This is a genomic window from Achromobacter pulmonis, assembly GCF_002885955.2.
GTDB lineage: Bacteria > Pseudomonadota > Gammaproteobacteria > Burkholderiales > Burkholderiaceae_B > Achromobacter > Achromobacter pulmonis_A.
The window spans coordinates 725,155-751,184 of record NZ_POQS01000004.1 but is presented as its reverse complement, the minus strand read 5'-3'; the positions used below and the strand labels follow the sequence as shown (position 1 = coordinate 751,184).

Sequence of the window (26,030 nt, the reverse complement as noted above, 5' to 3'; positions counted from 1 at the left end):
TATACTTCGATCCCATTAACAGACCGGTTCCGCGCGGCTCCACACTGCCGGCGGCGCACGTCGGATAAGTGCCCGGCCATCCCTCGCGCAACATGTCGCGGGCGGACGCGGCGGGGTTGATAACGAGACATGGGCGCGCGGGCGCTGCGGGTGCCCAGCGCAATGGGAGAACGCGCTTGACCTTGGATCTACTGCCTCTGGCCCTGGTGGACGGCGTGGCCTACGCCAGTCTGCTGTTCCTGGTATCAATGGGGTTAACCCTGGTGTTCGGCGTGATGGGCATTCTGAACGTCGCCCACGGCGCGTTCTATGCCTTCGGCGGCTACGCGGCCGCCAGCTTCGTGATGTTCCTGGCGCCCAGAACGGACTCCCCCGTGCTGCTGTTTGCCGCGCTCTTCGTGGCCGCGGTCGTGATCGGGCTGGCGCTGGGCAGCGTCATGGAATTCCTGCTGATCCGCCGCGCGCAGAACTACGATCCCATCCTGAAACTGCTGCTGACCTTCGGCGGCTTTCTCATGCTGGAGGACATCCAGCGCATGCTGTGGGGTGCGCAGCCTTATAGCGCCAGTGAGGTCGTCAACCGGCTGGGCAACATCGAGATCGGCGAGATCACCTACACCACTTACCAGCTCGTGGTGGTGCCGGTGACGGCGCTACTGGCCTACGTGTGTCTGGAGTTCTTCCTGCGCCACACCAAACTGGGCAAGCAGACGGTTGCCACCACGCACAACCGCGAGGTCGCCACTTCGCTGGGCATCAACGCCAAGAAGATCGGCTACGTCACCTTCGTCATCGCGACCATGCTGGGCGCGCTGGGCGGCGCCATGGCTGCGCCCACGACCTCGCTGGTGCCGGGCGCGGGCACCGACATGACGGTGCTTTCGTTCGCGGTGGTGGCCACCGCGGGGCTGGGCCAGATCACCGGCGCGCTGATCGCCTCGCTGCTGATCGGCGTGATCCGTGCCATCGCCGTGTATGCGGCGCCCGAGCTGGAAGTGGCGGTGCCCTACATCATCATGGTGCTGGTGCTGATCATCCGTCCTCACGGCCTGTTCACCGTGGCCCAGGCGAGGACGATCTGATGAAAGTGCCCGTACTCAGCCTGCTGGCCGCGCTGGCCACCCTGTTGCTCGGCTACGCCTATTCCTGGACCATCACGCCCATCGTCATCGGGCTGACCTACGCCATTGCCGCGCTGGGCGTGTCGGTCATGGCCCGCGCCGGGCAGGTCTCCTTCGGCCACGCGATGTACGCCTGCATCTCGGCCTACACCGTGGCCTTTCTGGCCCGCGCCGTGCCGGGCGCCGACGCGCTGGTGCTCATCCTGGCCGGCGTGCTGGCCAGTTTCCTCGCGGCGGTGGTGATCGGCCTGTTCGTGGTGCGCTACCGCGGCATCTTCTTCGGCATGCTCAACCTGGCGCTGAGCATGGTGCTGTTCGCGCTGTTGGGCAAGCTCTACACGCTGACCGGCGGTTCCGATGGGCTGCGCATCGTGCGCCCGGCGCTGGCCGGCATGGTCATGGAACGCGACGATTTCGAACGCGCGCTGCTGGTGCTGACGCTGGTGCTGTCGCTGGCGCTGGCCTGGTGGGTGCAGCGCTACTTTCGTTCCGGCAGCGGCCAGGCCCTTTCGGCCATCAAGACCAACGAGACGCGCCTCGAATACCTGGGCTTTTCCGCCTACCTGATCATGTGGAAAGGCTACCTGCTGTCGGCCGTGGTGGTGGGCTTTTCCGGCGCAATCCTGGCGCTGATGCAGGGCCTGGTCACGCCGGAGATCGGATCGTGGCTGCGCTCGGGCGAGTTCGTGTTCATCACCATCCTGGGCGGCGCCGGCCACGCTGCGGGCGCATTCCTGGGCGCGGTGGGATTCGAAACCGTCAAGCTGGCCTCGGCGGCCTATTTTCCGGGGCTGTGGCAGTTCCTGCTGGGCCTGACGCTGATCCTGGTGATCTTTATTTTCCCCACCGGCTTTGTCGGCCAGATCATGAAGCGCGCAGCGGCGCAAAAGCGCGAGCAGAGCAGGGCGCAGGCCCGCGATCAGTCCACCGTCCGCATCCCGGTGAGGAACTGAAAATGAAACCCCTCATTAAGACCACCGACCTGTACCTGGCCTTCGGCGGCGTGGTGGCCGCCGACAACATCAACTTCGAACTGCACGAAGGCGAACGCCTGGCGGTGATCGGGCAGAACGGCGCCGGCAAGACCACGTTCATCAATATCTGCACGGGTTACCTGGCGCCATCCCGGGGCAAGGTCTGGTTCGACGGCCGCGATGTCACGGCGATGGCGCCGCGCCGCATCGTTCGCCTTGGACTGGGCCGTTCGTTCCAGCTGCCGCAGCTGTTCACCGAGCACAGCGTGCGCCAGTGCGTGCAGATCGCCGCCGCCCGGCGCAACAAGGATCTGAGCTGGTTCCGTTCGCTGGAAAGCACCATAGACGCCAAATCGGTCGACGCCACGCTGGACCTGGTGGGCCTGTTGCCCGAGGCCGACGAACCGTGCATCGGCCTGCCCGAAGGCAAGCGCAAATTGCTCGACGTGGCGATGGCGCTGGCGCTGCAGCCCAAGCTGCTCATCATGGATGAGCCCACCAGCGGTGTGGCCTCGGAAGACAAGTTCGGCCTGATGGAGACCGTCATGAGCGCGCTGGACGAACGCCGCGTGACCAGCTGGTTCGTCGAGCACGACGTGGACATCGTGTCGCGGTACGCCACGCGGGTTGCCGCCTGGATTGCCGGCAAGGTGGCCGCCGATGGCACGCCCGAGGAGGTCCTGAACAATGCGCAGATCAAAAGCGAAGTGCTGGGGGCCTGAAACATGTTGAACCTATCGGTCGTCAACGTCGACCTGGCGGGCAACCGCATCCTGCGCGACGTCAGCGCCACTTTCGAATCCGCCAAGACCATCGGCATCGTCGGCCGCAACGGCGCGGGCAAGACCACGCTGCTGCGCACCATCATGGGCCTGACCCGGATCCGGTCCGGCACGATCTCCTTTGACGGCGCCGACCTGACCGCGCTGCCGGGCCACCGGCGCGCGGCGTTGAAGGTGGGCTACTCGCCCGAAGATCGGGTGATTTTCCCCACCATGACCGTGGAGGAGAACCTGCACCTGCCCTGCGAGGTGCAGGGCCTGTCGCGCGACGAGATCCAGGCGCGCGTGGCCGCGGTGCTCAAGGTGGTGCCGCAGCTGGAACCCATGCTCAAGCGGTCGGGCTCAGCGCTGTCGGGCGGCCAGGGCAAGATGGTCGCGCTGGCGCGCGCCGTCATGGTGGGAACCCGCCTGCTGATGCTGGACGAGCCCTTCCAGGGGCTGGCGCCCAAGCTGGCGCGCGACTACACCGAAGCACTGGCGCGGCTCAAGGAATTGCAGCCCGAGCTGTGCGTGGTGATAACCGAATCCAACGTGAAACTGCTGGGAGACATCCCAGACCAGATCTGGACCATCGAGCGCGGCTCGATTTCCCTGAATTGATACTCCGGAGAGTGGCATGACGCAAATGATCATCAACGGCCGCCAGGTCGACGCGGCCGACGGCCGCAGTCTGGAAGTGGTGTCGCCGGTCGACGGCCAGGTTTTCACCACAATCCCGCGCGGCCAGCAGGCCGACGTCGACGCCGCGGTGCAAGCCGCGCGCGGCGCGCTGGATGGTGCGTGGGGGCGCATGACCGCGCTCGAGCGCGGCCGGCTGCTGCTGCGCCTGGGACAGAGCGTGCTGGCCCACCACGAGGAACTGGCCCGCCTGGAATCGCGCGACACTGGCAAGCCCATGTCGACCGCGCGTGCCGACATCACGGTGCTGGCGCGCTACTTCGAGTTCTATGGCGGGGCCGCCGACAAGGTCCATGGCCAGACCATCCCGTTCCAGCAGGACTATTCCGTACAGCTGATCCGCGAACCGCTGGGCGTGACGGCCCATATCATCCCGTGGAACTATCCGGCGCAGATGTTCGGCCGCAGCGTGGCACCGGCGCTGGCCATGGGCAACGCCGCGGTGGTCAAGCCCGCCGAAGACGCCTGCCTGTCCATCATCCGCGTGGCCGAGCTGGCTCTGGAAGTCGGCTTTCCCGCCGGCGCGCTGAACATCGTGACCGGCCTGGGCGAAGAGGCCGGCGCCAGCCTGTCGCGCCATCCGGATATCAACTTCATCACCTTCACCGGCTCCAACGAGGTCGGCGTGCTGATTCAGCAGGCGGCCGCGCTCAACGCGGTCAAGTGCGTGCTGGAGCTCGGCGGCAAGTCGGCTCACATTGTGTTCGACGACGCCAACTACCGGCTGGCGATTCCGGCCATCGTCAAGGGCATCGTCCACAACGCCGGCCAGACCTGCACCGCCGGCAGCCGCCTGCTGGTGCACCAGGGCATCTATGCCGACTTCATGAAGGCGCTGGCCGAGGAATTCTCCAAGGTTCGCGCCGGCACCCCGGACATGGACCTGACCTGCGGCCCGGTGGTCAACAAGGCGCAGTTCGACCGCGTCAACCGCTATATCGAAAAGGGCCTGGCCGACGGCCTGAAAGTTGTGGCCCAGGGCGGCATCGCCGACGGCGTGCCCGCCGGCGGCTACTTCGTCAAGCCCACGCTGTTCTCCGCCGCCAGCCACGACAGCGACCTGATGACCCAGGAGATCTTCGGGCCGGTGCTGGTGGCGCTGCCCTTTGCCGACGAAGCCGAGGCGATCCGCCTGGCCAACGCCACCGACTACGGCCTGCTGGGGGCTGTCTGGACCGAGAACGGCGGGCGCCAGCAACGTGTGGCCCGCGGCATCAAATGTGGCCAGGTCTACATCAACGGTTTCGGCGCCGGCGGCGGCGTGGAGCTGCCGTTCGGCGGCGTGAAGAAAAGCGGGCACGGGCGCGAGAAGGGCTTTATCGCCCTGGAAGAGATGAGCACGACCAAAACCATCATCCAGTTCTATGGCGAATGATCGCCGCGTACACCAACGGAGACAGAAATGAGTCAGTTGCAAGGTAAGGTCGCCATCGTCACCGGTGGTGGCAGTGGCTTCGGCGAGGGCATTGTCAAGCTCTACGCCAAGGAAGGCGCCAAGGTCGTCATCGCCGACATCAACAAGGCCGCCGCCGACCGCGTGGCCGGCGAAGTGGGCCCGGCCGCACTGGCGGTGCAGGCCGACGTCGCCAGCCGCGCCGACATCGACAACGTCGTGCGCACCTGCCGCGAGGCCTTCGGCTCGGTCGACATCGTGGTCAACAACGCCGCCATTACCCACAAGAACCAGCCCATGCTGGACGTGGACGAGGCCATGTTCGACCGCATGTTCGACATCAACGTAAAGTCCATCTACCACATGGCGCAGGCCGTGGTGCCGGTAATGCGCGAGCAGAAGCGCGGCGTGATCCTGAACGTGGGCTCGACCGCCGGTATCCGGCCGCGTCCCGGCCTGAGCTGGTACAACGCGTCCAAAGGCGCCGTCAACGTGCTGTCCAAATCCATGGCGGTGGAGCTGGGCGCCGACGGCATCCGGGTCAACGCCATCTGCCCGGTCATGGGCATCACCGGCATGTTCGAGCTCTTCATGGGCCTGCCCGACACCCCGGAAAACCGCGCGAAGTTCGTGTCGACCATTCCTCTGGGACGTTTCTGCCAGCCGTCCGACGTGGCGGCCGCGGCGCTGTTCCTGGCCAGCGATGCGGCCGAGTTCATCACCGGCGTGGAATTCCCGGTCGACGGCGGCCGGACGGTCTAGCGCCGGCCGCCACTTCTCTTTCTGCGGATGACACGCATATGAAAATCAGAGCGGCGCTGTTGCGGCAAACCGGCGTGGAAGGCCCTTATGCGCGGACCCGGCCATTGAGCATTGCCGAGGTGGAGCTGGACCCGCCGGGCTTCGGCGAGGTGCTGGTGCGGATCAAGGCGGCGGGGCTATGCCATTCCGACTTGTCGGTCATCAATGGCGACCGGCCGCGCGGCGTGCCCATTGTCCTGGGCCATGAGTCCTCGGGCGAGGTGGTGCAGACCGGCCCCGGTGTCAACGACCTCAGGCCGGGCGATCACGTCGCCATGGTGTTCGTGCCCAGCTGCGGCTGCTGCAACCCCTGCATGGAAGGCCGGCCAGCGCTGTGCGAACCGGGGGCGGCCGCCAATACCCAGGGCACCTTGCTGGGCGGCGAACGCCGCCTGCACATCGGCGACGAGTACATCAACCACCACACCGGCGTGTCGTGTTTTGCGGAGTATGCCGTGGTGTCGCGCCGTTCCTGCGTCAAGGTCCACGTCGAACTCAGCCACCGCGAGGCGGCGCTGTTCGGCTGCGCCGTGCTCACCGGCGCAGGCGCGGTCATCAACCGCGCCCGCATCAAGCTGGGGGATACCGCAGCCATCGTGGGGCTGGGCGGCGTCGGCCTGAGCGCGCTGCTGGCTGCCGTCGGGGCTGGCGCGCGGCGCGTGGTCGCGGTCGATCTCAGCGATGAAAAGCTGGCGCTGGCGCGCGAACTGGGCGCCACACACGTAGTCAACCCGAAACAAGTGAAGTCTGACGACGATCTCATCGACCTGGCGGGCGGCCGCGTGGATTACGGCTTCGACATGGCCGGCGCCGTGCCGGCCTTTGAAACCGCCTACAAGCTGACGCGCCGCGGCGGCGCGACGGTGACCTCGGGCCTGCCCAATCCCAAGTCCAGCTTCGCGCTGTCGCTGTCGCAGATGGTGGGCGAGGAGCGCGAGATCCGGGGCAGCTATCTGGGTTCCGGCGTGCCGGCCATCGACATCGGCCGCTACATCGATCTGTACAAGGCCGGCCGCCTGCCGGTGGACAGGATGATGGGCAAATCGTTTTCGCTGGACCAGATCAACGAGGGGTTCGATCACCTCGCCACCGGCGGCAGCCTGCGCGACGCCATCGTTTTCTAAGGGCGCAGACCCGATAACAACACTGGAGACTACATCATGAAACTCTCAAGAATGGCGGCGCTGCTGGGCGCCTCCGTGCTGGCCGGCGCCGCGGCGCTGGCGAACGCGGCGGACAAGCCCAAGGAACTGAACATCGGCATTTCTACCTATCTGTCGGGCTCGGCTTCGGTGTTCGGCGTGCCCGCGCGCGACGCGGCGGAGATTCTGATTCAGGAGATCAACGCCAACGGCGGCATCGACGGCGTTAAGCTGGTGCCCAGCTACATTGACGAGGGCGGCGGGGGCGAGAAGCTGCTGTCCGAGTATCGCCGCCTGGCCGAAGGCGGAACGCGGGTCATGCTGTCGGCCATTTCCAGCGGCCACTGCAACATCGTCGCGCCCGTGGCCGAGGATCTGAAAGTGTTGAACGTGCTGTGGGATTGCGGCACGGAGAAGGCGCTGGAGGGCAAGAAGTACAAGTACGTCGTGCGCACCCAGGCCAACGCCACCACCGAAATGGTCGCCCAGGTGCTGTACCTGATGAAGGTAAAGCCCGATTTCAAGACGATCGCCATCGTCAACCAGGACTACGCCTGGGGTCGCGATTCGCGCGACATCTTTCTGGCTGCGCTGAAGAAGTTCAAGCCAGACGTCAAGGTCGTGGCCGAGATGTTCCCCAAGTTCGGCGCCGCCGACTTCTCCACGGAGATCAGCCGCCTGCAGGCGCTGCGCCCGGACGTCATCGTCTCCACCTCCTGGGGCGGCGACCTCGACAACTTCGTGCGCCAGGCCTCGCAGCGCAATCTGTTCAAGAACTCGACCTTTGTGCTGTCGCTGGCCGAAAGTTCGCTGGAGCGCCTGGGCAACGCCCTGCCCGAAGGTGTTTACGTGGGCGCTCGCGGCGACCATTACTTCCTGCACCCGGAAACCAAGGACGATCCGCAGCACCAGGCCTTCGTAAAGAAATTTCATGAAAAGACCGGCGCCTATCCCATCTATTCCGTCTATCACATGGTGCAGGCCATCCAGGGCCTGAAGGCGGGCTACGAGCAGGCCATCAAGGCCAACGGCGGCGCCTGGCCCACTCCGGAGCAAGTGGCGGCGGCCATGCACGACGTGACCTTCAAGGGCTATGGCCGCGAAGTCAAGCTGCACCGGGCCGACGGCCAGGGGCTGGAGGCGCAGCTCTTCGGCGTTACCAAAAAGAGCGACAAGTACCCGTTCAAGGTGCTGGCCGACATCACCATCGTGCCGGCCGAACTGGTCACCCCGGGCGTGGCCGATACGTCCATGGGCTGGATCGAGAAAAGCCTGACGCCGGACGTGCTGAAGAGCGACCAGATCAAGGTTTATTCGAACTGAGCAATCGGTGCTGTGTGCACGTTGGCCCCGGCGGGAAACCGCCGGGGTTTTTTTCTCAAGCCGCGCTTTCCAGCTCCACCCGGTTGCGGCCGTTCAGCTTGGCTTCGTATAGCAATTCGTCGGCGCGGCGCGACAGCCGCGCCAGGGCGGCGGCGTCCGTGCCTCTGGCGTAGGTGACGCCGAAGCTGGCGGTCATGCTGAAGCGGCTGCCGTCGCTGACGGTGATCAGCGTCTCGGCGATGGCCTTGCGCATGCGCTGTGCGATGCCATGGGCGCGTCGCGGGTCGCAGCCGTGGCACAGCACCGCGAATTCCTCGCCGCCGACGCGGGCGACGATGTCGGATTGGCGGAAGATGCACCGGCACAGTTCGGCCACGGCCTTGAGCGCTTCGTCGCCGGTGGCATGGCCGTGGGTGTCGTTGATGGCCTTGAAGTGGTCGATGTCGAAGAGGATGAAGGCCAGCCCCTCGTCGCTGCCGCGCACGCGCGCCAGCGTGGCTTGCAGGCGCTTTTCGAAGGCGCGCCGGTTGAGCAGGCCGGTGAGGAAATCGGTTTCGGCCATGACGGCCAGGTCGCGGATCAGGCGGTCGCGCTCCAGTTCGAGCTTGCGCAGCGCCGTGGAGTTGTCGTTGAGCACGCTGAGCGCCTTGAACATGCCGTTGACTTCGCCGCGGTATTTGTCCGTGGGGATGCGCGGGGCCTCGCCGCCCCGGGCGATCGCGCCGATGATGTCGGTGGCGCGCACGAAAGGGCGGATGACCCGCCGGCGGAACAGGGTCAGCCCGACGATGAGCGCGGCGGTGAGCATGGCGGCCGCCGCCAGCGTGGTCAGCAGCACGCGGATGGCGGCGGCCCGGCTTTCGCCGATGCACTGTTCGACCTCGTCGAGCATGACGTCGCGGAACCGCACGATGGAGGCCATGGTGGGCACGTAGTTCCGACCCAGTTCGTACATGGTGACCGGGGCGCCGCTGATGCCGCGTTCGGCTTCTTCGCGCACGCTTTCCAGGTAGCTCAGGCCGGCGCCGAAGTACTGCTGCTGCAGGTCCAGATAGGCATGCGAGCGGGCATGGCGCGGCATGCCGGCGATGTTGGTGCGGATCAGCGCGCGCAGTTCGTGGATGCGGCCCAGCACGTGCTCGATTTCGAGCTGGTCGCCGGTGGTCAGCATGCGGCGCTTGCTCAGCGCCGGCGCGAAGGCGGAGCCCAGCAGGCCGGCCTGCTCGCGCAGTTCACCGGCCAGCAGCGCCAGCATCAGCAGGTCGAAGTCCTCGCCCTGGTTGCGCGCGATCCGGCCGATGCCGTCGGACATCGCCGCGCGCAGCTGCGGCACCAGCGCGACCATGTCGCCGACCACGTTCCACAGGTTCAGGCCCGAGACGGTGGCGCGCGGCGCGGCGATCGCGAGGTCGGCGCCGGCGCGGGCGTCGAGCAGGGCCTGGCGGATGCGCTGGATATTGGTGAATTCGGCGGCGCCGTCGGGATTGAGCGGGGCGCGGTACAGGGCCAGCAGGTCTGCGATGCGGGCGTTGGTGCGCTGGCGCGCTTCGTCCAGGGCGCGGAGCATTTCGTCGGGCACCGGCAGGTCGGCGCCCAGCGCCGCGTTCATGGGGCCGCGCTCGGCCGATACCGCTTCCATCGCTTCCAGGGTCCTGCGCACCACCACGAAGCCGCTCATGGCTTCGTCGGTGGAGGCCAGGGACCGCCAGTTCTGCTGCACCACGATCACGGTCAGCATGGACACGGGCAACGCCACGCCGGCCGCCAGTATCAGGAAATACCTTTCCAGCGATTTAAGGGCAAAGACATTGCGGAACATGCGGCAGACACGGACTCGGAACAATGACTGGCCGCAGATTACTTGAAATGCGGCGCCGGCTGCATTGGTTTAGGCCAACATTTCCGCAGGCTTGCTTTTATGTCGCATTAAGTCGAATTATCTCAATCCCGTGGCGGCCGGACGGCCCTTCGGGTATGTTGCGGGCTGGGCGGCCGGGGCCGCGCATGACCGTAAGAGTAGACATGGGACGTTTAGCCATTCTGGGCGCCCTGCACGAGGAAATCGCCGACCTGCTGGCCGCGATGGACCCGGGCGCCGCCACCTTCCGCATCGCCATGCGCGATTTTCATGTGGGCACGTTGTGGGGCACGCCCTGCGTGATCGCGCTGAGCCGCATCGGCAAGGTGGCCGCGGCCGCCACGGCTTGTATCGCGATCCAGGAATTCAAGGCTTCGCGCGTGATCTTCACCGGCCTGGCCGGCGGCCTGCACGCGGACGTGGAGGTGGGCGATGTGGTCGTGGCCAGCGCCGTGATGCAGTACGACATGGACGCGCGCCCGCTGTTCGGGCGCCACGAGATTCCCTTGCTGGGACGCGAGCGCTTCGACGCGGACCCGGCGCTGGGCAGGCTGTTGCAGGACAGCGCCGCGCTGTTCGCGCGCAGCCCCGCGGCCATGCCCGCGGCCGGCGCTGCGCGCAGGCCGCCGAAGGTGCACCACGGCCTGATCGCCACCGGCGACGTGTTCGTCAACGACATCGAGTACGCGCAGCGGCTGCGCCAGGCGCTGCCCGAGGCGTTATGCCTGGAGATGGAAGGCGGCGCCACGGCGCAGGTCTGCTATGAATTCGGCGTTCCGTTCGCGCTGCTGCGCGTGATCTCGGACCGCGCGGACCATGCCGCCAAGAGCGATTTCACCGACTTCCTGGTGAACCTGGCGCGGGTCTACAGCGCCGGCATCCTGGCGCCGCTGCTGCAATCGGGCGCCTTGCGGCAGGCCTGAGCGCCACGGCCTTCAGGGGCCGGTGTCGGGATAGTTGGGGCCGGCGTCATGGAAGCCGCCGCTGCTGTAGGGATTGACGGCGCCGGGGTGGGGCGGGCCGCCTGGCCCCGATGCACAGCCGGCAAGCAGCAGCGCCGCGGCCACGAGGCAGAGCTGGCGGATCAGAGCGGATTTCATGGAAGTCTCCTGCGCATGTTCCCGGGCCTGATTCATTCTACGCCGCGCGGCTTAGCCGTGTTCCAGGCGGTAGAACTGCTGGCTGGCGATCAGGGTGGCGCCGCAGGAGGTCTTCATGCCTTCGAGCGCGGTGCGCCGGTCGGAGCTGACGCTGGCCGCGCCTTCGACGATGGTGTGGGTGCCGCTGCATTTGGGGCAGGTGACGCGGTCGCCCAGCCGGGCCATGGGCTGGCCGAAGATCATCACCGTTTCGTCGCCCGTGACGACCACCCCGCCATGCGAGGTGCGGTCGCCCTTGCGTATCACCGATAGCTGCGCCATGGCTGCCTGTTGCGTTGTCAGAAATGTCGTGTTTGCTTACAGATACGTGCCGTCCGGCGCCAGGCGGGGCGTGCCGACGACGAAGCTGCCGTCGGGCGCCATGCGCACCGGACCGCCGCCGCCCAGGTAACTGCCGTCGGGCGCGCGCTGGGGCTTGCCGGCCACGTAGGTGCCGTCCGGGGCGCGCGTGATGGGGCCGCCGTCGCCGACATAGGTGCCGTCGGGGCAGCGGCGCGGCTTGCCGTTGATGAAGCGGCCGTCGGGCAGCATGTGGAATGACTTGTTCATCTCGACTCCGGGTCGGGGGGAATGCGCATGATAGCGAGGCTGCGTGATGCGCTTTGTAATAGGACGTGTCATCTTCAAACGTCCCGCCGTTACAGATATGGGAAGATCCGTCCGACCCGTCTTCCCACAAAATCAATATGAGCGATATCGACACACTGCTGCAGCCCATCCCGGGCGAGGCGCCCTGCGGCGTGGACATGGTGTTTTCGGCCGAGTTCGACGCCATCCGCGAAGCCCGCCGCCACGACGATCCGCACCTGGACCAGGGCGACTGGATCATCGACATCAAGGAAGCCGACTGGCCGCAGGTGATCGCCATCTGCACCGGCGTGCTGCGCGAGCGCAGCAAGGACGTGCGCGTGGCGGCCTGGCTGGCCGAGGCCTGGGCCAAGACGCGCGGCTTCGCCGGCCTGCGCGACGGGTTCCTGCTGGTCGACGGCCTGTGCCGCGGCTACTGGGACGGCCTGCATCCGGTGCCCGACGAGGGCGACGTGCAGCAGCGCGTGGGCAACCTGGCCTGGCTGCTGTCGCGCTCGCAGCAGCTGATCCGCGAGCTGCCGCTGACGCAGTCCGAAGGCGGACGCTACGGCGCGGCGCTGTGGGAAAGCGCCACGCAGCTGGCCAACGCGGTCAAGCGCGCGCCGCAGAACGCGGCCGAGCTCACCCGCGGCAAGCTGACGCTGGAGCAGTTCGACGCGGCGCGCCGCGATACGCCGCCGGCCTTTTATTCGGAGCTGGAGGGCAGCCTGCAGAGCTGTTTCGCCGCGCTCGACATGCTCGAGGCGACGCTGACGCAGCGCCTGGGCGACGAAGGCCCGGCTTTCTCGCCGGTGCGCGAAGCCTTGAAGAGCGTGGCCGAACTGGCGCACCGCTTCGCCCGCGACGCCGGCCTGCTGCCGCGCGCCGAGACGCCGGCGGCGCCGGCCGCCGCCGCGCCCGCGCAACCCGCCGCCACCCGCCTGGAGCCGACCTTGAGCCCTGCCGAACCCCAGCCCGCGGCGCCCGCCGCCGCGCGCGGCCCGCTGCAAACCCGCGACCAGGCGCTGGCGCAGTTGCGCGAGGTGGCGGAATTCTTCCGCCGCACCGAGCCGCACAGCCCGGTGGCGTATCTGGCCGACAAGGCCGCCAACTGGGGCGAGATGTCGCTGCACCTGTGGCTGCGCACCGTGCTCAAGAACGACGACGCGCTGGCGGGGCTGGAAGAGCTGCTGGGCGTGCCCAAGCAGCCCGACGGCAACGGCTAGCGGCTGGCGCGGAACTCGATGCGGCGGTTCTTGGCGCGGCCTTCGGCGGTGGAGTTGGTGGCCAGCGGCTGGTCCGGCCCGGCGCCCAGCGTCTCGAAACGGGCCGCGGGCAGGCCCTTGTCCACCAGATAGTTGCGCACCGCGTCGGCGCGCGCCTGGCTCAGCGCCAGGTTGGTGCTGCGGCTGCCGGAGCTGTCGGTGTGGCCGATGATCTGCACTTTTTCGCTGCGCAGTTTGGGCACCACGTCGGCCACCTGGTCCAGCAGTTCGCGGCCGCGCGCGGTCAGCGTGGCGCTGCCGGTCTCGAATTCCACCACGCGGTTGGCCAGCAGGTTGTCGAGCAGGCCCTGCTCGTCCTTGCCGGCCGCCACCCGCAGCCCGTTGACGATCTTGTAGGTCGGGTTGAGCGAGGTCGCGAAGTTGCTGGCGATCTGCTGGCGCGAGGCTTCGTTCTGCACCTCGCCGCGCAGGCGGATCTGGGTGCCGTCGATCTCCAGCTGGCCGCGGTTGATCTGCTTGAGGGGCTGGCCGATCAGCTTGCCCACGTGTTCCGACCAGTTGGGCGGCGCGACCACGCCGCCCACGTCGATGCGGTCGATCACGTTGCCCACGCCGTAGACCTGCTGCAGTCTGGCCAGCACGTTGGCCTTGGTGGCCTCGTCGGGCACGGCGCCGCTGGCCACCACCTGGCCGGGCTGGGGAATGACGTTGGCGGGAACGACGGTGGCGGCGTCCTGCGCCGCCGCGGCGCAGGAATACAGCGCCGCCAGGATCAGGAGAGAGACGCGCATGGTCAGGCTCCGGTGAATACTTCGCGGAAGGTGTCCAGCGCAATGCGCAGGGACAGCCGCGGTTGGTCCAGATAGCTGGAGAGCTTGGCCAGCCCGTGGCTGGCCGATACGTGGTTGCGCACCCAGGGCGCGTCCTCCAGCACGATGTGCTGCTCGGCGTAGGTCTGCGGCGTGGACAGCAGGCCGGCCAGGGTCTGCGGCGAGGCGCCGCGGAATCCCACCGCCAGGCGGTGCTTGCCGCCGATGCGGCCGACGAACAGCGTGATCTCGAAGTCGGCCCGCGCCAGGAACGGCGCGATCAGCGTCATCCAGTACGCGGCCACCAGATTGATGTAGAGCGGATCGTCCGGCAGGGGCAGCGACAGCCCCTTGTCCAGTTGCGACGAGCCGCTGGACATCACCGGCTCCAGCAGGATGCCCAGCGCCAGGATGATGTCGTGCACGCGCGCCTGGTGGCCGTTGCCGCGCAGCATCGCTTCCAGCCGCTCGACGGTCTGCAGGTCGACGAAGGCGTCGAAGCCGTCGTCGGCGGCGGTGCGGATTTCGCCTTCCAGCTCGTTCAGGGCCTGCAGGGCCGCGGCCGGATCGCTGTCGCTCATCAGCATGGCGGCCGCGCCGCCCATGCGGTTCCACAGCCGGCTGAAGGCCATGGGGCTGCGGGCGATGAATTCCAGCGGACGCTGCACCTCGACCGAAGTGGCCGACAGGAACGGAAAGCGCCGGCCCGACTGGTCCTGGCTGGGTTGCAGATGCCCCGCGATGGCGAGCTTGCCGCGCGAACCCAGGATGGCGAAGGGCATGGGCTCGGCCTCGTCGTAGAGCGCCTTCCAGTGCGGCTCCTGCGCCAGGATCTCCATGGTGTTGGCGACCCACGCGTCCAGCGTGGCCATCAGCTGCGGATGCGAGGTGTTCTTGACGAAGTCGCCGCGGGTGGGAATCTTGCCGAAGTAGGCCGTTCGGAACAAGGGGGACTGCACGTTGCTCATCGCGGCGCTCCGGGTTGCGTCTGGGCGGAGGAGGGTTCAGGGGAGGCGCCGACCACCGAAGTGGGCAGGCGCAGGTTGCGCAGGCCCTGGCTGCCGGGCTCGCTGCCGCCGGCGCCCGGCGCCTGGGCGTTGCTGATGATGCGCAGCTTCACCGGCACCGTGACGTTGGACTTGGCCCAGCTCATGTTGAAGCTGCCGTCGGGGTTGGAACTGCGCTGCGCCGTCGAAATCAGGCGCTCCAGGCCGAAGCGGCCCGGCTCGTTGACGACCTCGACCACGCTGCCGTCGAAGGTGGTGGCGGTGATGCGCGCGCCCGGCGCGCCCTGCGCGTTGGGCCACACGAAATTGACCCACTGCGGCGGCGTGTTGCGGTAGCGCAGCTGCTGGCCGTCGATCTCGATGGTGTACTCGGTCACGCCGCCGGCCGGCCGCGGCTGGATCTGGAACAGCGTCTGCGGCTGGCTGGCCGCGCCGCTGCCGGCCGCGCCGCCGGACAGCGGCGCCACCCACTGCGCGAAGTTGGCGGTGAAGGTCGGCTGCAGGCTGACGCCCATGTCGCCCCAGGTGCGCGCCGTCAGGATGTCGCCGCGGCGCACGGTCAGCGGGCCCAGGGTTTCGTTGACGTAGCGCGCGATGCTGCCCTGCGGGCCGAAGACCTGGCCGATCTCGGCGCTGCTGGCTTCCACGCTGGCGCTGCCGGCGAACGGATACTTCTCGGCCAGGTTCTGCGTGAACGGCTGGTACACCTGCGCGTTCCAGACCTTGTTCAGCTCCGACTCGGCCGGCTGCATGGTGACGGCGTAGGCCTGGATCAGCGGGCGCACCAGCAGCGGACGCAGCGTTTCGCGCTGGGTCGCGCTCATGCCGGCCAGCATCTGTTCGTCGACCAGCTTGAGCGCGTCGGCCAGTTCGGAATCCTTGCCTTCCAGCGTCTGGCGCATCAGCACCAGCGCGCCGGGGCCGGGGTCGCCCTGGTTGTTCAGCAGGTTGAAGCGCGTGCGGATCTTCGACAGCGCGCCCATGTAGTTGCCCAGCAGCGACTGGTTGTCGCGTGTGACCACCAGGCGCGCCACGTCGGAGAACTCGCGTCCCACCGGACCCATCGGAATCGCCTCGCCGTTGGCGGTCGCGGCGCCGGGGGCGGGCGGCGGCGTCTGGCGCAGGATCACGCGCTTGAACCAGCCGACCACGCCGCTTTGCGCCTGCTGCAGCCCGGCGTTGATCAGCGAGGGGTTGTCCCAGGAGGTCTGCTCGTAGGTGGTGTTGATGAGCTTGGCGATGGGCGACGTCTGCGGATCGCCCAGGCGGTTCATCGCGCCGACCGATTGCTGGAAGCTGGTGAAGGGCTTGATGGTCACGCCCCGCAGGAACTTCTGCCATTCCTCCGCGTACTCGGTCTTGTACATGGTGGCCAGGCTTTTCTGGATCTGCTCGGGGCTGCCTTCCAGCGTCAGGTCGTCGCGCGCGTTCACGCCCAGCACCCAGTCGCTGGTCTGGACTTCCTGCTTGGCGGCTTCGCTGATGGCCGGCTGGATGTACTGCTCCCAGGCCTCGCGGGTGAAGGTGCCCGGGATGGCGTAGCTGCCCGCCACCACGCCGGCGTCGTTCTCGCCGACGATGCGCGCCACCGTCATGGCCTGGAAGCGCGTGGCGGCGCGCGCCTTGAGCGTGGCGTAGGCGCGTTCGCGCGCGGGCATGCCCTGCATCACCGCGCGCAGGCTGCCGCGGGTCTTCTCCACCAGCGCCAGGTTGGTTTCGATCTGCGGCCAGCCGGCGTCCTGCGCGCGGCCGACATAGAACGAGATCAGGCGCTCGGCGCTGCGGATCAGCTGGTCGCGCGGCATGGCGCCGCGGTTGGTCTCGAGCCAGCCGCGCCAGAAGCGCGTGATCTGGTCGGACAGGTGCGTGGGGTCGACGTGCTGGTGATTGGCCATCATCAGGTACGTCTTGAGCGCGTTGTAGGCGTCGTCGGCGTTGGTGGGCGAGGCGTCCTGGAACAGCGTGTCGGCGCCGGCGGCGTGCGCGGCGCGGACCTGTTGCGGCGCCGGCTGGGCGGCGTCGCCGGCGTCGGCGGCCGCCGACGTGTCGACCTTGGCCAGGAAGTCTTCCAGGCTGGTCTTGACCGGGGCCAGCATGAACTGGCGCACGCCGTTGTAGTACTCGGCCAGCAGGCGCTCCTTCAGCACGTCGCCCTGGTACAGGCCCAGGCCCAGCGACCACGGCCGGCTGGCGCTGTAGCGGTCCAGCTGCTCGATGCGGTCCTGCAGGATCTCCATGGCTTCCAGGCGGCTTTGCAGGTCGGTGCGCTCGCTTTGCAGGCGCACGATCTTGTCCATGTCGGCCTGCACGTTCTGCGCCAGCTGGCGGTTGCCCAGGTACGACCAGCTCCATCCGCCCAGCACCAGCCCCAGCGCCAGCACCAGCCCGAAGAAGGTCAGGTAGCGCATGCGGGTCTTGGCCGGGCTGGCATGCTGGCGCACCAGTTTCTTGTCGGCGAAGATCACGCTGGAGAACAGGTCGCGCAGGAAGAAGCCGTTGTGCGAGGACACGTTGCGCGACAGCGCGCGCTGCGCCGGGCGCAGGTCGAAACGCTCGGCCAGGCGCTCGGTGGACGAGCTTTGCGACACGCCTTCCTGCAAGGCGCTGGTGAAGTAGAAGCCGCGGAACATCGGCTTGTACTGGAACGGATTGGTTTCGAACAGCGTCGACAGGAAAGTGCGCAGGGCCGGCTTGATGCCGGCGAATTCCAGCGGGAAGGTCAAAAGGCCGGGCGGCAGTTCGCGGTTGGCGCGCAGCGAGATCTGCGCCGTGCCCATTTCCTTCAGGCCTTCGTACAGCTCGTCGAAGCGCTCATCGAACAGCGCCAGCACGTCGCGGTTCTCCTCCGCGCCGTAGGGCAGGGTGGCGCCCCACACCCGGTCGCGTTCGCGCTGGTCGCTGTCGGAGAAGAACTCGCTGAAGCCCGAGATCAGGTCGGCCTTGGTGAAGATGATGTAGACCGGCGCGAATACTTCCAGCCGGTCGGTCAGCTCCTGCACGCGCTGGCGCAGGTTCTTGGCCAGGTTGATGGCGAACTCCGGGCCCGCGCCGGTCAGCTCGTCGATGCTGGCGGCCACGATGATGCCGTTGATGGGCGCCTTGGGACGATGGCGCTTGAGCAGGTCCAGGAACCCCATCCACTCGTTGCGGTCCTCTTCGTGCACGGAATAGCGGCCCGCGGTGTCCAGCAGGATGCCTTCGGTGGTGAAGAACCAGTCGCAGTTGCGCGTGCCGCCCACGCCGCGCACCGCCGCGCCGTTCTTGTCGGCGAACGGAAACTGCAGGCCCGAATTGATGACCGCGCTGCTCTTGCCCGCCGCCGGGTTGCCGATCACGATGTACCAGGGCAGCTCATACAGCGCTTCGTTGCCCGAGGCCTGCCCGATCTTGGAAGTCTTGATGGTGCGCACCGCCTGGGTCAGCCGCGAGCGCAGCGCTTCCACGTCGTTGCGGTTGGCGGCCGCGCCCGTCTGCACCTGCTGCTCCAGCATGTCGCCCAGGTTCTTGTTGGCGCGCCGCGTGCGCCGCCGGCGCCACAGGTAGACGCACAGCCACAGCAGCACGCATGCGCCCAGGGCCAGCCCGGCCCAGGCCAGGCCGATCTCCGCGGTTTCGGCGAACAGGAACAGGAACACCATCAGGGCGATCAGGCCGATCACCATGAAGGTGCGCGGGTTGGCCAGCACGCGCGACGTCCAGTGCCGGCATTCGCTCATGGCGCTGGATATGCTGGAAAAGAAACCTGAAGGGCTACGCATGATGTTGGACGGTTTTCTTGTGGGTCAGGCTAAAGGGCGGATGGGGCGGGACACCAGCGCCAGCGTGCGCAGCGCGGGGTCCTGGGTCATGACGGCGAGCACCGGCGCATCGGTCTGCGCGCAGGCTTCGCCGGCCACGGCCAGCGTGAGCAGGTGCGCGGCCGCGCCGGTATGGCCGCAGGCCGCGCCGACGGACAGGCAGTCCTGGTTCGGGTCCAGCCTGGGAAACAGCGTGCCGGCCAGGCCCGCGGTTTCCAGCGGGCGGCTGCCGCGATGGTCGGCGTCGCTGACCAGCGCGGCGATCGCGTCCGCGGACTGTTCCTGCCGTTCCAGGAAGCGGGCGGCCAGTTCGGCCAGCGCCGGCTCGGCGGCGGCGCCGCGCGCATCGGCTTCGGTGGCGCGGCGCGCCGACGGCGACAGCGTCAACGTGAAAGCGTCGGCCGGCAGTTCGCGCGGCGGCGCGGCGTCAGGCGCGACGGGCGCAAGGTCCAGCAACAGGCCGGCGGCCGCTTCGCCCGGCACGCGGCCTTGCGGATTGGCGGTGTCGACCAGCCGGCCCGCGGTGTCCCAGGCCTGCACCACGGCGGCGTCTATATAAGAGTCCGCCGCGGCCACCAGGCGCAGCGCGGCGCGCGCCGGCTCGGGCGATTCCTGCGCGAGCCGGCGCAGCAGCGCGTCGCCGGCCAGCGCGTCCTGCGCCTCGTGCGTGCGCGCTTCGAGGCGTCCGGCCGGCCACACGGCCGCGTCGCGGGCGCGGTCCGCCGCATGCGCGCGCGCGGCCTGCGGCCAATCGGCGGGCAGGAGCAGCTCCAGCTGCAGCCGCGGCCAGTCTTCGTCGCGCTGCGGCGTGCCGTTGTCCAGCACCTGGGCGCGGGCTTCCTGCGACAGCGTTTCGACCACTTCGCACAGCAGCTCGGCGGCGCGCAGGCAGTCGTCGCCCGGCCTGCCCGCGGGGCCGGCCGCGGCGCTCGCGGCTTCGCGCAGCGCATCGATGTCGAGATGGGCGGCGCGGCCGCTGAATACCGGAAAGCCTTTCGCGTTCTTCAGCGAGGGGTCCAGCTCGGGACGCTGCTGCCTGGACAGCGCGGCGTGGATGGCGGCCGGATCGGCGCCGGGGGCCGCGCGCGCCGTGCCGGCCAGCGCGGTCAGGCGCACAAGCGCGGGAGGCGGCGGAGCCTGCGTTTCGTCGGCGGCCGCGGCGGGGGCGGGCGCGGCTCTGGCCTCGCGGCGCGCGCGGACCACGCGGGCGCCGGCCCAGCCGGCGGCGAGCAGCGCCAGCGGCAGCGCGAACAGGTACAGGCCGATGTCCACGCCCGTGGGCAGCGTGTGCGACTCCTGCCACCAGATGATGACGGCGAGCCAGACGAGGCCGAAGACGAGGGCGGCCAGCAGGCCGGTTTTGAGGATGCGGCTCATGGGCGTTCTATCGGATAGGCGTGGCGGACCGGCCGGATCATTGCGCGGCTCCGTTGCCGCGCCGCATGACGCCGGGGCGGCGCAGCTCGGTGTGGCCGAAGTCCATCATCTTCCAGCGTCCGCCCCAGGTCAGGCCGACGCGCTCGGCGGTCTCGCCGAACAATTCATAGCCACGCATGGCCCAGGGATCTTTCTCCGACACCACCACCTTGCCGTCGCGCAGGAAAGCGCTGTCGGCGGCCAGGCCGAACTGGTGATAGCTCTGGTAGGCGCCGGCGTTGGTCACGTGCGCGCCCATGCCGGCCAGCTGCGTCTGGCGCTCGGGGCTGCGATAGCCTTCGATCAGCACCATCTCGTAGCCGTGCTCCTCGCGCATGACGCGATACGCGGCCAGCAGGCGCTGGCGGTAGTCGGCGTCCAGCAGGTTCCAGTCGCGGCTGGCGCCGCCCAGATTGGGACGCACCAGTTCCACTTCGCGCGTGGTGAAGGCTTCGGGCGGCAGCGGCGGCGGCGGCACCAGTCTTTCGCCGGTCAGCAGGGCCTGGATGCGAGGGTCCGGGCCGGCCATCCGATCCTCGTAAACAAATGTGTGATTGTGTCGCATGACGAAAGCAAAAAGCGACGGAAACAGCGCCACGGCCAGCCCGATGGCGATATGCCAGCGATAGGCCGAGAACGCGCCGCCGGCCTTGCCGAAGCCTGCGCGCACCGCCTGCGCCGAGCCGCCGACGACCACGCCCGCCTGGCCGGCGCCGCGCGCCATTTTGCGGCGTACGCCCTGGGCGAACGCGCGCGCACCGCGCGTCGCAGCCTCCCGCAGGGGCGGGAAGACGAGCAGCGCGGACACGCCGATGGCCAGCACGAAATATAGGGGCAGTAGGAGCAGCAAAGAGGTGCCTCAGTTACGAAGGCGTAATCTTTTGTTCTATTTGGGATTCAGGCAAGCGCCTGGGCGTTGCAAAACGCGTCTGTGGCTAAGAACTCGTAACAAGAATCGATGATCGAAAACATGTCATCGGGTATTCTCGAACGCCTTGGTTACGGGAGGGCGCTGGCTTCCCTGAAAACACGGGACTTCGCATGGCAGAAGACGAAAAAAGATCGCGATCACCGACCTCCGTTCCTAGTTTGCTTGCAGGGCGCGCATCGTCTGCGGATGATGGCGGGTCGTCGCGCATTCTTGCCGCGCTCGAAGGCCGCGTGCCGGACGCCGAGGTCAAGCATCTCGCGCCCAGGCGCCGTTCGCGCGCGCCGCTGCTGTTGCTGTTGCTGCTTGTGGCGGGCGCCGTGGGCGCAGGCCTGTATGCCGTGTTCGATGTGGCCGAGCCGCCCGTGGTGGCGCTGGCCGACGCGCCCAGCGCGCGGGTCGTGCCGGTCGCGCCGGATGTCCCCGCGGCGCCCGCCGCCAGTCCCGCCGAGGCCGAGGCGCCGCCGGCCGCGGCCGCCATCATCGACGATCATCCCCTGGCGCAGTTGACGCGCCAGGACGACGACGCCCGTGTTGCGCAAAACCCGCTTTCGGCGCTGGCGGTCACCGCCGCGCCGCCGCCGCAGGCCGCGCTGTCTGCGCCCAAGGATGCCGGGCCCACGGTGCGGCGCGCGCAGCATGCCGCGAACGCCGCCGGCCCGCAGCCGGCGCCGCGCGCCAAGCAGCCGCAGAGCAAGGATTCCGACGCGGCGCTGCTGGCCACGCTGATGTCTTACGGGCTGCCTCCCGCTTCGCCGCCCGGCACCAAGGTCTACAAGAGCGACGGCATCTTCGTGCGCGAACTGCCCGGTTCGCCGCTGCCGGCGCGCCTGGAGCAATGCCGCAAGCTGGGGTTCCTGGAAAGCGAGCAATGCCGGCTGCGGGTCTGCGCGGGCCATTGGGGCACCGCGCCCGAGTGCCCCAATCCGCAAGCCAACATCGAGCCCTGAGCCCCTGGAAAAAGGTTTTTACCCGTAATGGATTCGATCGCGACCGCTGGCCTGTTCAGTTCCGACGCCCGCCTCTACAGCCTGGAAGGCGAGGGCGCGCTCGCGTCGCTGCAGGTGGAAGGCTGGATCGGTCGCGAAGCCCTGTCCGGCGTGGCGCAGATGCGCATCGTGACGTTGGCGGACGACGCCGGCCTGTCCCTGCAGGACATGATCGCGCGCCCGGTCACGTTGTGGACCACGCGCGCCGACGGCAGCCGCGCCGGCCGCAGCGGCGTGGTGCGCGAAGCCGAACTGCTGTCCGGCGACGCCGGCCTGGCGCGCTACCGCCTGACCGTGGTGCCGTGGCTATGGCTGGCCACGCAGCGGCGCACCAGCCGCATCTTCGAATCCACCGCCGTGCTGGACATCGTGCGCCACGTGCTGGCGGAATACGAAGGCTATGTCTACCGCGTCGCGCCCGACGTGGCGCCCGCGCTGGCGGACCTGGCGCCGCGCCCCTACGTGACGCAATACCGCGAGACCGACTACGCATTCCTCAGCCGCCTGCTGGCCGAGGCCGGCCTGGGCTGGACGGTGGTGGAAGACGCCGAGGCGCCCGCCAGGCATGCGCTGCTGATATTTGCCGACAGCCGCGGCCTGCAGGAAGACGCGGAGTCGGCCGGCGGCGGCGTGCGCTTCCATCGCGCCGCGGCCACCGAATCGCGCGACACCGTGCAGGCGCTGGCGCGCCGGCGCCGCCGCGTGCCCGACCGCATCACCGTCCTGGGCTGGCACGACAGCGCCAAGCGCGCCGTGGCGGCCGAGGCGCTGGTCAACCCGGCCGGCGGCGCGGACGAGGCGGCCGGCCTGGAATGGTATGAGCCCGTGGGCCACGGCGGCTTCGCCGACGAGGCCCAGGCCCGGCGCCAGGCCTCCCTGGCCATGGAAGCCGTGCGCGCCAGCGCCGAGACCTTCGTCGGCCGCGGCGGCGTGCGCACCTTCCGCTCGGGCACGCGGTTCGCGCTGCAGGCCATGTCGTCGCTGGGGCCGGCCGACGAGGAAGGGTTCGAGCCGGTGTTCGCGCTGGACCGCGTCGAACACGTGGGCATCAACAACCTGCCGCCCGAGACACGCGCCTCGCTGGCGCAGCGCCTGGGCGGACTGGAGGCGCACCTGTCGCTGGACGAAGACGCGCCGCTGCCGCCGGGCGGCGCGACGCCGGCAGACGCCGCGTCGTCGGCCGGCGCCGAAGTCCTAGCCCAGGCGCGCGAGATCGGCTACGCCAACCGCTTCGAAGCCGTGCGCTGCGACCGTCCGTGGCGCCCCGAGCTGCCGCAGGCGCGCGGCGCGCGCCTGACCGGCGCGCCCTCGGTGCATGGCGTGCATACCGCCGTGGTGACGGACGCCGACGGCGGCGCCCGGCCCAAGGCGCAGGACGAGATCCTGCGCAACAAGCGCGGCGACGTGCGCGTGCGCTTCCACTGGCAGGGCGAGGCGAAGGAGGGCGAGGCCCGGAGCCGCTGGGTCCGCGTGGCGCAGCGCCAGTCCGGCGCCGGCATGGGCATCAGCTTCGTGCCGCGCATCGGGCAGGAAGTGCTGGTGCGCTTCCTGGACGACGACGTGGACCAGCCCATCGTGGTGGGCGCGCTCTACAACGGCCGCGGCGAAGGCGGCACGCCGGCCACGCCCGGCGGACGCCAGGGCGGCGAGGTCGACATGCAGGTCTATGCCGCCGCGCGCGATGGCATGCCCAGCGCCCAGGCCAACCTGGCCGGCGGCAACGCGCCCGCCTGGCACGGCGCCGGCGCCGGCGATGAAAACCATCGCAACGCCGCGGCGCTCTCGGGCTTCAAGAGCAAGGAATTCGGCGGCTCCGGCTACAACCAGATCGTCTTCGACGACACCGACGGCCAGCTGCGCATGCAGATCAAGAGCAGCCAGGCGGCCAGCGAACTCAATCTGGGCCACCTGATCCACCAGGCCGGCAATTACCGCGGCGGCCTGCGCGGCCTGGGCGCGGAACTGCGCAGCGACGCCTACGGCGCCGTGCGCGGCGGGGCCGGCGTGCTGCTCAGCACCTACGCCGCTTCGGGCGGCGGCGCCGGCCCGGTGGGCGACGCCGCCGGCCTGCAGGCGCTGGCCGGCCAGACCGACCAGATGGCGCGCTCGCTGGACAGCGTGGCCGGCGCCCACCAGGGCCTGCGCCTGGCGGCGGCGATCGGCACCAAGGGCCCGGAATCCAGCACGCTGGACGACGGCAAAGCGCCCCTGGCCGCCATGCACCGCAGCGTGTCGGGCACCGTCGCCGGCGACAGCCTGGACGGTGCGCGCGGCGACGCCGCGGCCAAGCACACCGAAGCCGCGGCCGGCAAAGTGCCGCACCCCACCGATCCCGTGGTGCTGATGGCGGCCCGCGCCGGGCTGGCGCAGGTCGCCGGCCAGCATCTGCAATACACCGCCGGCGAAGCCGTGCACTGGTCCTCCGGCAAGGACCAGAACCTGGCCGTGATGGGCGCGCTGCGCCTGCATACCGGCCAGGGCCTGGGCATCGTCGCCGGGCTGCAGCAGGGCGGGGCCGACTCCGGACTGGACCTGATCTCCGCCACCGGCGACGTGCAGGTGCAGGCCCAGCACGACACGCTCAGCGTAAAGGCGCAGCAGGACATCAGGATAGGCAGCGCTCAGACCTTCGTCGAGTGGGCCGCGCCCAAGCGCATCCGCATCGCGACCTCGGCCGGGGCCAGCATCGTGCTCGAAGGCGGCAACATCACGGTGACGGCGCCGGGGAAGATCGATGTGAAGACGGGGAACAAGCAGTTCGCCGGCCCGGACCGCATGCCTTACGCCTTCCCGCAATTCACCGTCTGCAAGCAATGCGTGCTGGATGCGCAGGATGGCGTGCAGTCCATCACGGACAAGGCATGAGGCGGGTCGAGGCATGACGGATTGGAAAGCCCTGCTTGGCGGCATGCTGCGCCAGGCCGAAACGCTCTCGGCCGAAACGGGCGTGATGGTCAACGCCTACCTGCTGGTCGATTTCCGTGGCCGCGCGGAGTTGGCCGAACCCGTACGCGCCAGCGCCGACCTCAGCTACGGTTCGGTCTGGCTGGGCACCGAACTGGCCGTTTACGGCGAAATCCAGCCCCTGCTGATCGAAGTCGACGATCTGACGCGTTCCGAGCTGAGGCTCGATACGGAGGCTACGCGCGGCTCCGAACTGCTGCGCCTGCTGCGCAGGCTGCACGAGACGGACGGCGGAAAGTTCGCGGTGACGTACATCCTGTCGCCCCTGCCCCTGCCCGAACTGATGGCGCATTGCGCCTATTTCGGCGACTACAGCCTGCCGGACGGCCGCGAGTATTACCTGCACTTCTACGACAGCCGCATTCTGGACAGGGCGTTCCTGGTGTGGAGCGACGCAGAACGTGAGCGGTTTCTGGCGCCCTTGAGTCGCTTGCGTTACTTGCGGCGCGATGGCTCCGTCGCGCAATGGAGTGGCCCGGGCGCGGTCCGCGCAAGCGCGGCCGGCCTGCCGCGTCCGCATGCCTTCAGCCTGGCGCAGCATCAAGCCTTGCTCGATCTCGATTATCCGGACAAGCTGGCCCAGCAGATCCGACGAATCTACCTGGGCGTGCTGGGCAGCGATATGCGGCAGGATGAGCTGCATGCGCGCGTGCTCGAGCAGATGGCGCGGGCGCGCGCCTATGGCGTGGAGACCGAGCGCGACATGCTGGACTATGTGGCGTGGGGAATCACCATTTCCCCGCGTTTCGATGAACACGAGGCGATTCAGCCGGCGTTGCGCGCGTTCAAGGGCCGCGGCCCGGGCCTGTCGCAAGCATTGGCGGACGTGCCTGACGCGGTGTGGGACAGCCTGCCGCGGGCGGAGGAGAAAGATGCGTAAAAGCGTGATTGTCTTGTTGCTTTGGCTGGGAATGCTGGTGGGCTGCAACGGCGAGCCCAGCTATGGAGGGCTGTCCTTTATTACGTACAACTACACGCCTTGGGATTTGGACAGGATCCAGATCACGGACAATGAGGGAAACTCGGCTGTAACGGCCTCGATTGGCGTGGGTGGCGGAGAGGGTTCGGTGAGTTGCTGCTACCGCCTGAAAGGCA

General features: G+C 68.6%; 22 protein-coding genes and 1 pseudogene. 14 read left to right on the top strand and 9 right to left on the bottom strand.

The window, feature by feature from the left end; all coding sequences use genetic code 11:
* Nucleotides 1-176 precede the first annotated feature (176 nt).
* The 8 genes from C1I89_RS18580 to C1I89_RS18545 are packed head-to-tail and all read left to right on the top strand — an operon-like array spanning nt 177 to nt 8,214.
* Nucleotides 177-1,082, top strand: a complete 906-nt coding sequence (locus tag C1I89_RS18580) for a branched-chain amino acid ABC transporter permease (protein ID WP_102774098.1) — start codon at nt 177-179, stop codon at nt 1,080-1,082.
* Nucleotides 1,082-2,074, top strand: a complete 993-nt coding sequence (locus tag C1I89_RS18575; protein WP_102774097.1) for a branched-chain amino acid ABC transporter permease — start codon at nt 1,082-1,084, stop codon at nt 2,072-2,074. Before C1I89_RS18580 ends, C1I89_RS18575 begins: the two co-directional genes overlap by 1 nt.
* Before the next feature lie 2 nt (nt 2,075-2,076).
* Nucleotides 2,077-2,817: an ABC transporter ATP-binding protein gene (locus tag C1I89_RS18570; protein WP_102774096.1), complete on the top strand. Its 741-nt coding sequence runs from the start codon at nt 2,077-2,079 to the stop codon at nt 2,815-2,817.
* Nucleotides 2,818-2,820: 3 nt separating this feature from the next.
* The gene (locus tag C1I89_RS18565) at nt 2,821-3,477 is read left to right on the top strand and encodes an ABC transporter ATP-binding protein (RefSeq protein WP_102774095.1); all 657 of its coding nucleotides are present in this window, start codon (nt 2,821-2,823) and stop codon (nt 3,475-3,477) included.
* Nucleotides 3,478-3,493: 16 nt separating this feature from the next.
* Complete coding sequence (locus C1I89_RS18560) at nt 3,494-4,930, top strand: aldehyde dehydrogenase family protein (RefSeq protein WP_102774094.1); 1,437 nt, start codon at nt 3,494-3,496, stop codon at nt 4,928-4,930.
* Nucleotides 4,931-4,957: 27 nt separating this feature from the next.
* Nucleotides 4,958-5,710, top strand: coding sequence for a glucose 1-dehydrogenase (locus C1I89_RS18555; RefSeq protein ID WP_102774093.1), 753 nt, complete (start codon nt 4,958-4,960; stop codon nt 5,708-5,710).
* 38 nt (nt 5,711-5,748) lie between these two features.
* Nucleotides 5,749-6,873, top strand: a complete 1,125-nt coding sequence (locus tag C1I89_RS18550) for a zinc-dependent alcohol dehydrogenase family protein (protein ID WP_102774092.1) — start codon at nt 5,749-5,751, stop codon at nt 6,871-6,873.
* 36 nt (nt 6,874-6,909) lie between these two features.
* A complete protein-coding gene (locus C1I89_RS18545) occupies nt 6,910-8,214 on the top strand; it encodes an ABC transporter substrate-binding protein (RefSeq protein ID WP_102774091.1) in 1,305 nt (434 codons plus the stop codon).
* Between the two features lie 55 nt (nt 8,215-8,269).
* Here C1I89_RS18545 and C1I89_RS18540 read toward each other — a convergent pair whose 3' ends face one another.
* Nucleotides 8,270-10,033 (bottom strand): GGDEF domain-containing protein, encoded by a 1,764-nt coding sequence (locus tag C1I89_RS18540; RefSeq protein ID WP_102774090.1) that lies wholly within the window; start codon nt 10,031-10,033, stop codon nt 8,270-8,272.
* A 203-nt stretch (nt 10,034-10,236) separates the two neighbouring features.
* Between C1I89_RS18540 and C1I89_RS18535 the strand changes: the two genes are divergently transcribed.
* Nucleotides 10,237-10,995: a 5'-methylthioadenosine/adenosylhomocysteine nucleosidase gene (locus C1I89_RS18535; RefSeq protein WP_102774089.1), complete on the top strand. Its 759-nt coding sequence runs from the start codon at nt 10,237-10,239 to the stop codon at nt 10,993-10,995.
* 12 nt (nt 10,996-11,007) lie between these two features.
* On the opposite strand, the gene C1I89_RS34565 is transcribed toward C1I89_RS18535, so the two are convergent.
* The 3 genes from C1I89_RS34565 to C1I89_RS18525 are packed head-to-tail and all read right to left on the bottom strand — an operon-like array spanning nt 11,008 to nt 11,781.
* Nucleotides 11,008-11,172, bottom strand: a complete 165-nt coding sequence (locus C1I89_RS34565) for a hypothetical protein (protein WP_168202185.1) — start codon at nt 11,170-11,172, stop codon at nt 11,008-11,010.
* Nucleotides 11,173-11,223: 51 nt separating this feature from the next.
* Nucleotides 11,224-11,493, bottom strand: coding sequence for a PAAR domain-containing protein (locus C1I89_RS18530; protein WP_102774088.1), 270 nt, complete (start codon nt 11,491-11,493; stop codon nt 11,224-11,226).
* A gap of 36 nt (nt 11,494-11,529) precedes the next feature.
* Nucleotides 11,530-11,781 carry a hypothetical protein gene (locus tag C1I89_RS18525; RefSeq protein ID WP_102774087.1) on the bottom strand — a complete coding sequence of 84 codons (252 nt, stop codon included), beginning with the start codon at nt 11,779-11,781 and terminating at the stop codon, nt 11,530-11,532.
* A 137-nt stretch (nt 11,782-11,918) separates the two neighbouring features.
* On the opposite strand from C1I89_RS18525, the gene tssA reads away from it, so the two are divergent.
* The gene (gene tssA / locus C1I89_RS18520) at nt 11,919-13,025 is read left to right on the top strand and encodes a type VI secretion system protein TssA (RefSeq protein ID WP_102774086.1); all 1,107 of its coding nucleotides are present in this window, start codon (nt 11,919-11,921) and stop codon (nt 13,023-13,025) included.
* Here tssA and C1I89_RS18515 read toward each other — a convergent pair.
* The 5 genes from C1I89_RS18515 to C1I89_RS18495 form a co-directional block, all read right to left on the bottom strand.
* The gene (locus tag C1I89_RS18515; protein ID WP_102774085.1) at nt 13,022-13,816 is read right to left on the bottom strand and encodes an OmpA family protein; all 795 of its coding nucleotides are present in this window, start codon (nt 13,814-13,816) and stop codon (nt 13,022-13,024) included. The genes tssA and C1I89_RS18515 overlap by 4 nt on opposite strands.
* A 2-nt stretch (nt 13,817-13,818) precedes the next feature.
* The gene (tagF, locus tag C1I89_RS18510; RefSeq protein ID WP_102774084.1) at nt 13,819-14,802 is read right to left on the bottom strand and encodes a type VI secretion system-associated protein TagF; all 984 of its coding nucleotides are present in this window, start codon (nt 14,800-14,802) and stop codon (nt 13,819-13,821) included.
* Nucleotides 14,799-18,557, bottom strand: coding sequence for a type VI secretion system membrane subunit TssM (tssM, locus tag C1I89_RS18505; RefSeq protein ID WP_258231473.1), 3,759 nt, complete (start codon nt 18,555-18,557; stop codon nt 14,799-14,801). The genes tagF and tssM overlap by 4 nt, the downstream gene beginning before the upstream one ends.
* A 66-nt stretch (nt 18,558-18,623) precedes the next feature.
* The gene (locus C1I89_RS18500; protein ID WP_102774083.1) at nt 18,624-20,015 is read right to left on the bottom strand and encodes a hypothetical protein; all 1,392 of its coding nucleotides are present in this window, start codon (nt 20,013-20,015) and stop codon (nt 18,624-18,626) included.
* Between the two features lie 37 nt (nt 20,016-20,052).
* Nucleotides 20,053-20,904, bottom strand: coding sequence for a M15 family metallopeptidase (locus tag C1I89_RS18495; protein ID WP_102774082.1), 852 nt, complete (start codon nt 20,902-20,904; stop codon nt 20,053-20,055).
* Between the two features lie 311 nt (nt 20,905-21,215).
* Here C1I89_RS18495 and C1I89_RS18490 point away from each other — a divergent pair, with 311 nt between their 5' ends.
* The 4 genes and pseudogenes from C1I89_RS18490 to C1I89_RS34880 form a co-directional block, all read left to right on the top strand.
* Nucleotides 21,216-21,932: a hypothetical protein gene (locus C1I89_RS18490; RefSeq protein WP_102774081.1), complete on the top strand. Its 717-nt coding sequence runs from the start codon at nt 21,216-21,218 to the stop codon at nt 21,930-21,932.
* Between the two features lie 27 nt (nt 21,933-21,959).
* Nucleotides 21,960-24,836 carry a type VI secretion system Vgr family protein gene (locus tag C1I89_RS18485; protein ID WP_102774080.1) on the top strand — a complete coding sequence of 959 codons (2,877 nt, stop codon included), beginning with the start codon at nt 21,960-21,962 and terminating at the stop codon, nt 24,834-24,836.
* Between the two features lie 43 nt (nt 24,837-24,879).
* A complete protein-coding gene (locus C1I89_RS18480; protein WP_258231472.1) occupies nt 24,880-25,815 on the top strand; it encodes a DUF4123 domain-containing protein in 936 nt (311 codons plus the stop codon).
* A pseudogene (locus C1I89_RS34880) lies at nt 25,808-26,030 on the top strand (DUF3304 domain-containing protein); the annotation flags it as partial. The gene C1I89_RS18480 and the pseudogene C1I89_RS34880, both read left to right, overlap by 8 nt.

Bases quoted from the DNA above. Each gene is read 5' to 3' on its own strand.
- C1I89_RS18480 (WP_258231472.1), top strand. From the start codon at position 24,880: ATGCTGCGCCAGGCCGAAACGCTCTCGGCCGAAACGGGCGTGATGGTC.
- C1I89_RS18540 (WP_102774090.1), bottom strand. From the start codon at position 10,033: ATGTTCCGCAATGTCTTTGCCCTTAAATCGCTGGAAAGGTATTTCCTG.
- C1I89_RS18525 (WP_102774087.1), bottom strand. From the start codon at position 11,781: ATGAACAAGTCATTCCACATGCTGCCCGACGGCCGCTTCATCAACGGC.
- C1I89_RS18545 (WP_102774091.1), top strand. From the start codon at position 6,910: ATGAAACTCTCAAGAATGGCGGCGCTGCTGGGCGCCTCCGTGCTGGCC.
- C1I89_RS18530 (WP_102774088.1), bottom strand. From the start codon at position 11,493: ATGGCGCAGCTATCGGTGATACGCAAGGGCGACCGCACCTCGCATGGC.
- tagF (WP_102774084.1), bottom strand. From the start codon at position 14,802: ATGAGCAACGTGCAGTCCCCCTTGTTCCGAACGGCCTACTTCGGCAAG.
- C1I89_RS18570 (WP_102774096.1), top strand. From the start codon at position 2,077: ATGAAACCCCTCATTAAGACCACCGACCTGTACCTGGCCTTCGGCGGC.
- C1I89_RS18535 (WP_102774089.1), top strand. From the start codon at position 10,237: ATGGGACGTTTAGCCATTCTGGGCGCCCTGCACGAGGAAATCGCCGAC.
- tssM (WP_258231473.1), bottom strand. From the start codon at position 18,557: ATGAGCGAATGCCGGCACTGGACGTCGCGCGTGCTGGCCAACCCGCGC.
- C1I89_RS18575 (WP_102774097.1), top strand. From the start codon at position 1,082: ATGAAAGTGCCCGTACTCAGCCTGCTGGCCGCGCTGGCCACCCTGTTG.
- C1I89_RS18565 (WP_102774095.1), top strand. From the start codon at position 2,821: ATGTTGAACCTATCGGTCGTCAACGTCGACCTGGCGGGCAACCGCATC.
- C1I89_RS18555 (WP_102774093.1), top strand. From the start codon at position 4,958: ATGAGTCAGTTGCAAGGTAAGGTCGCCATCGTCACCGGTGGTGGCAGT.
- C1I89_RS18550 (WP_102774092.1), top strand. From the start codon at position 5,749: ATGAAAATCAGAGCGGCGCTGTTGCGGCAAACCGGCGTGGAAGGCCCT.
- C1I89_RS18485 (WP_102774080.1), top strand. From the start codon at position 21,960: ATGGATTCGATCGCGACCGCTGGCCTGTTCAGTTCCGACGCCCGCCTC.
- C1I89_RS18515 (WP_102774085.1), bottom strand. From the start codon at position 13,816: ATGCGCGTCTCTCTCCTGATCCTGGCGGCGCTGTATTCCTGCGCCGCG.
- C1I89_RS34565 (WP_168202185.1), bottom strand. From the start codon at position 11,172: ATGAAATCCGCTCTGATCCGCCAGCTCTGCCTCGTGGCCGCGGCGCTG.
- C1I89_RS18500 (WP_102774083.1), bottom strand. From the start codon at position 20,015: ATGAGCCGCATCCTCAAAACCGGCCTGCTGGCCGCCCTCGTCTTCGGC.
- tssA (WP_102774086.1), top strand. From the start codon at position 11,919: ATGAGCGATATCGACACACTGCTGCAGCCCATCCCGGGCGAGGCGCCC.
- C1I89_RS18560 (WP_102774094.1), top strand. From the start codon at position 3,494: ATGACGCAAATGATCATCAACGGCCGCCAGGTCGACGCGGCCGACGGC.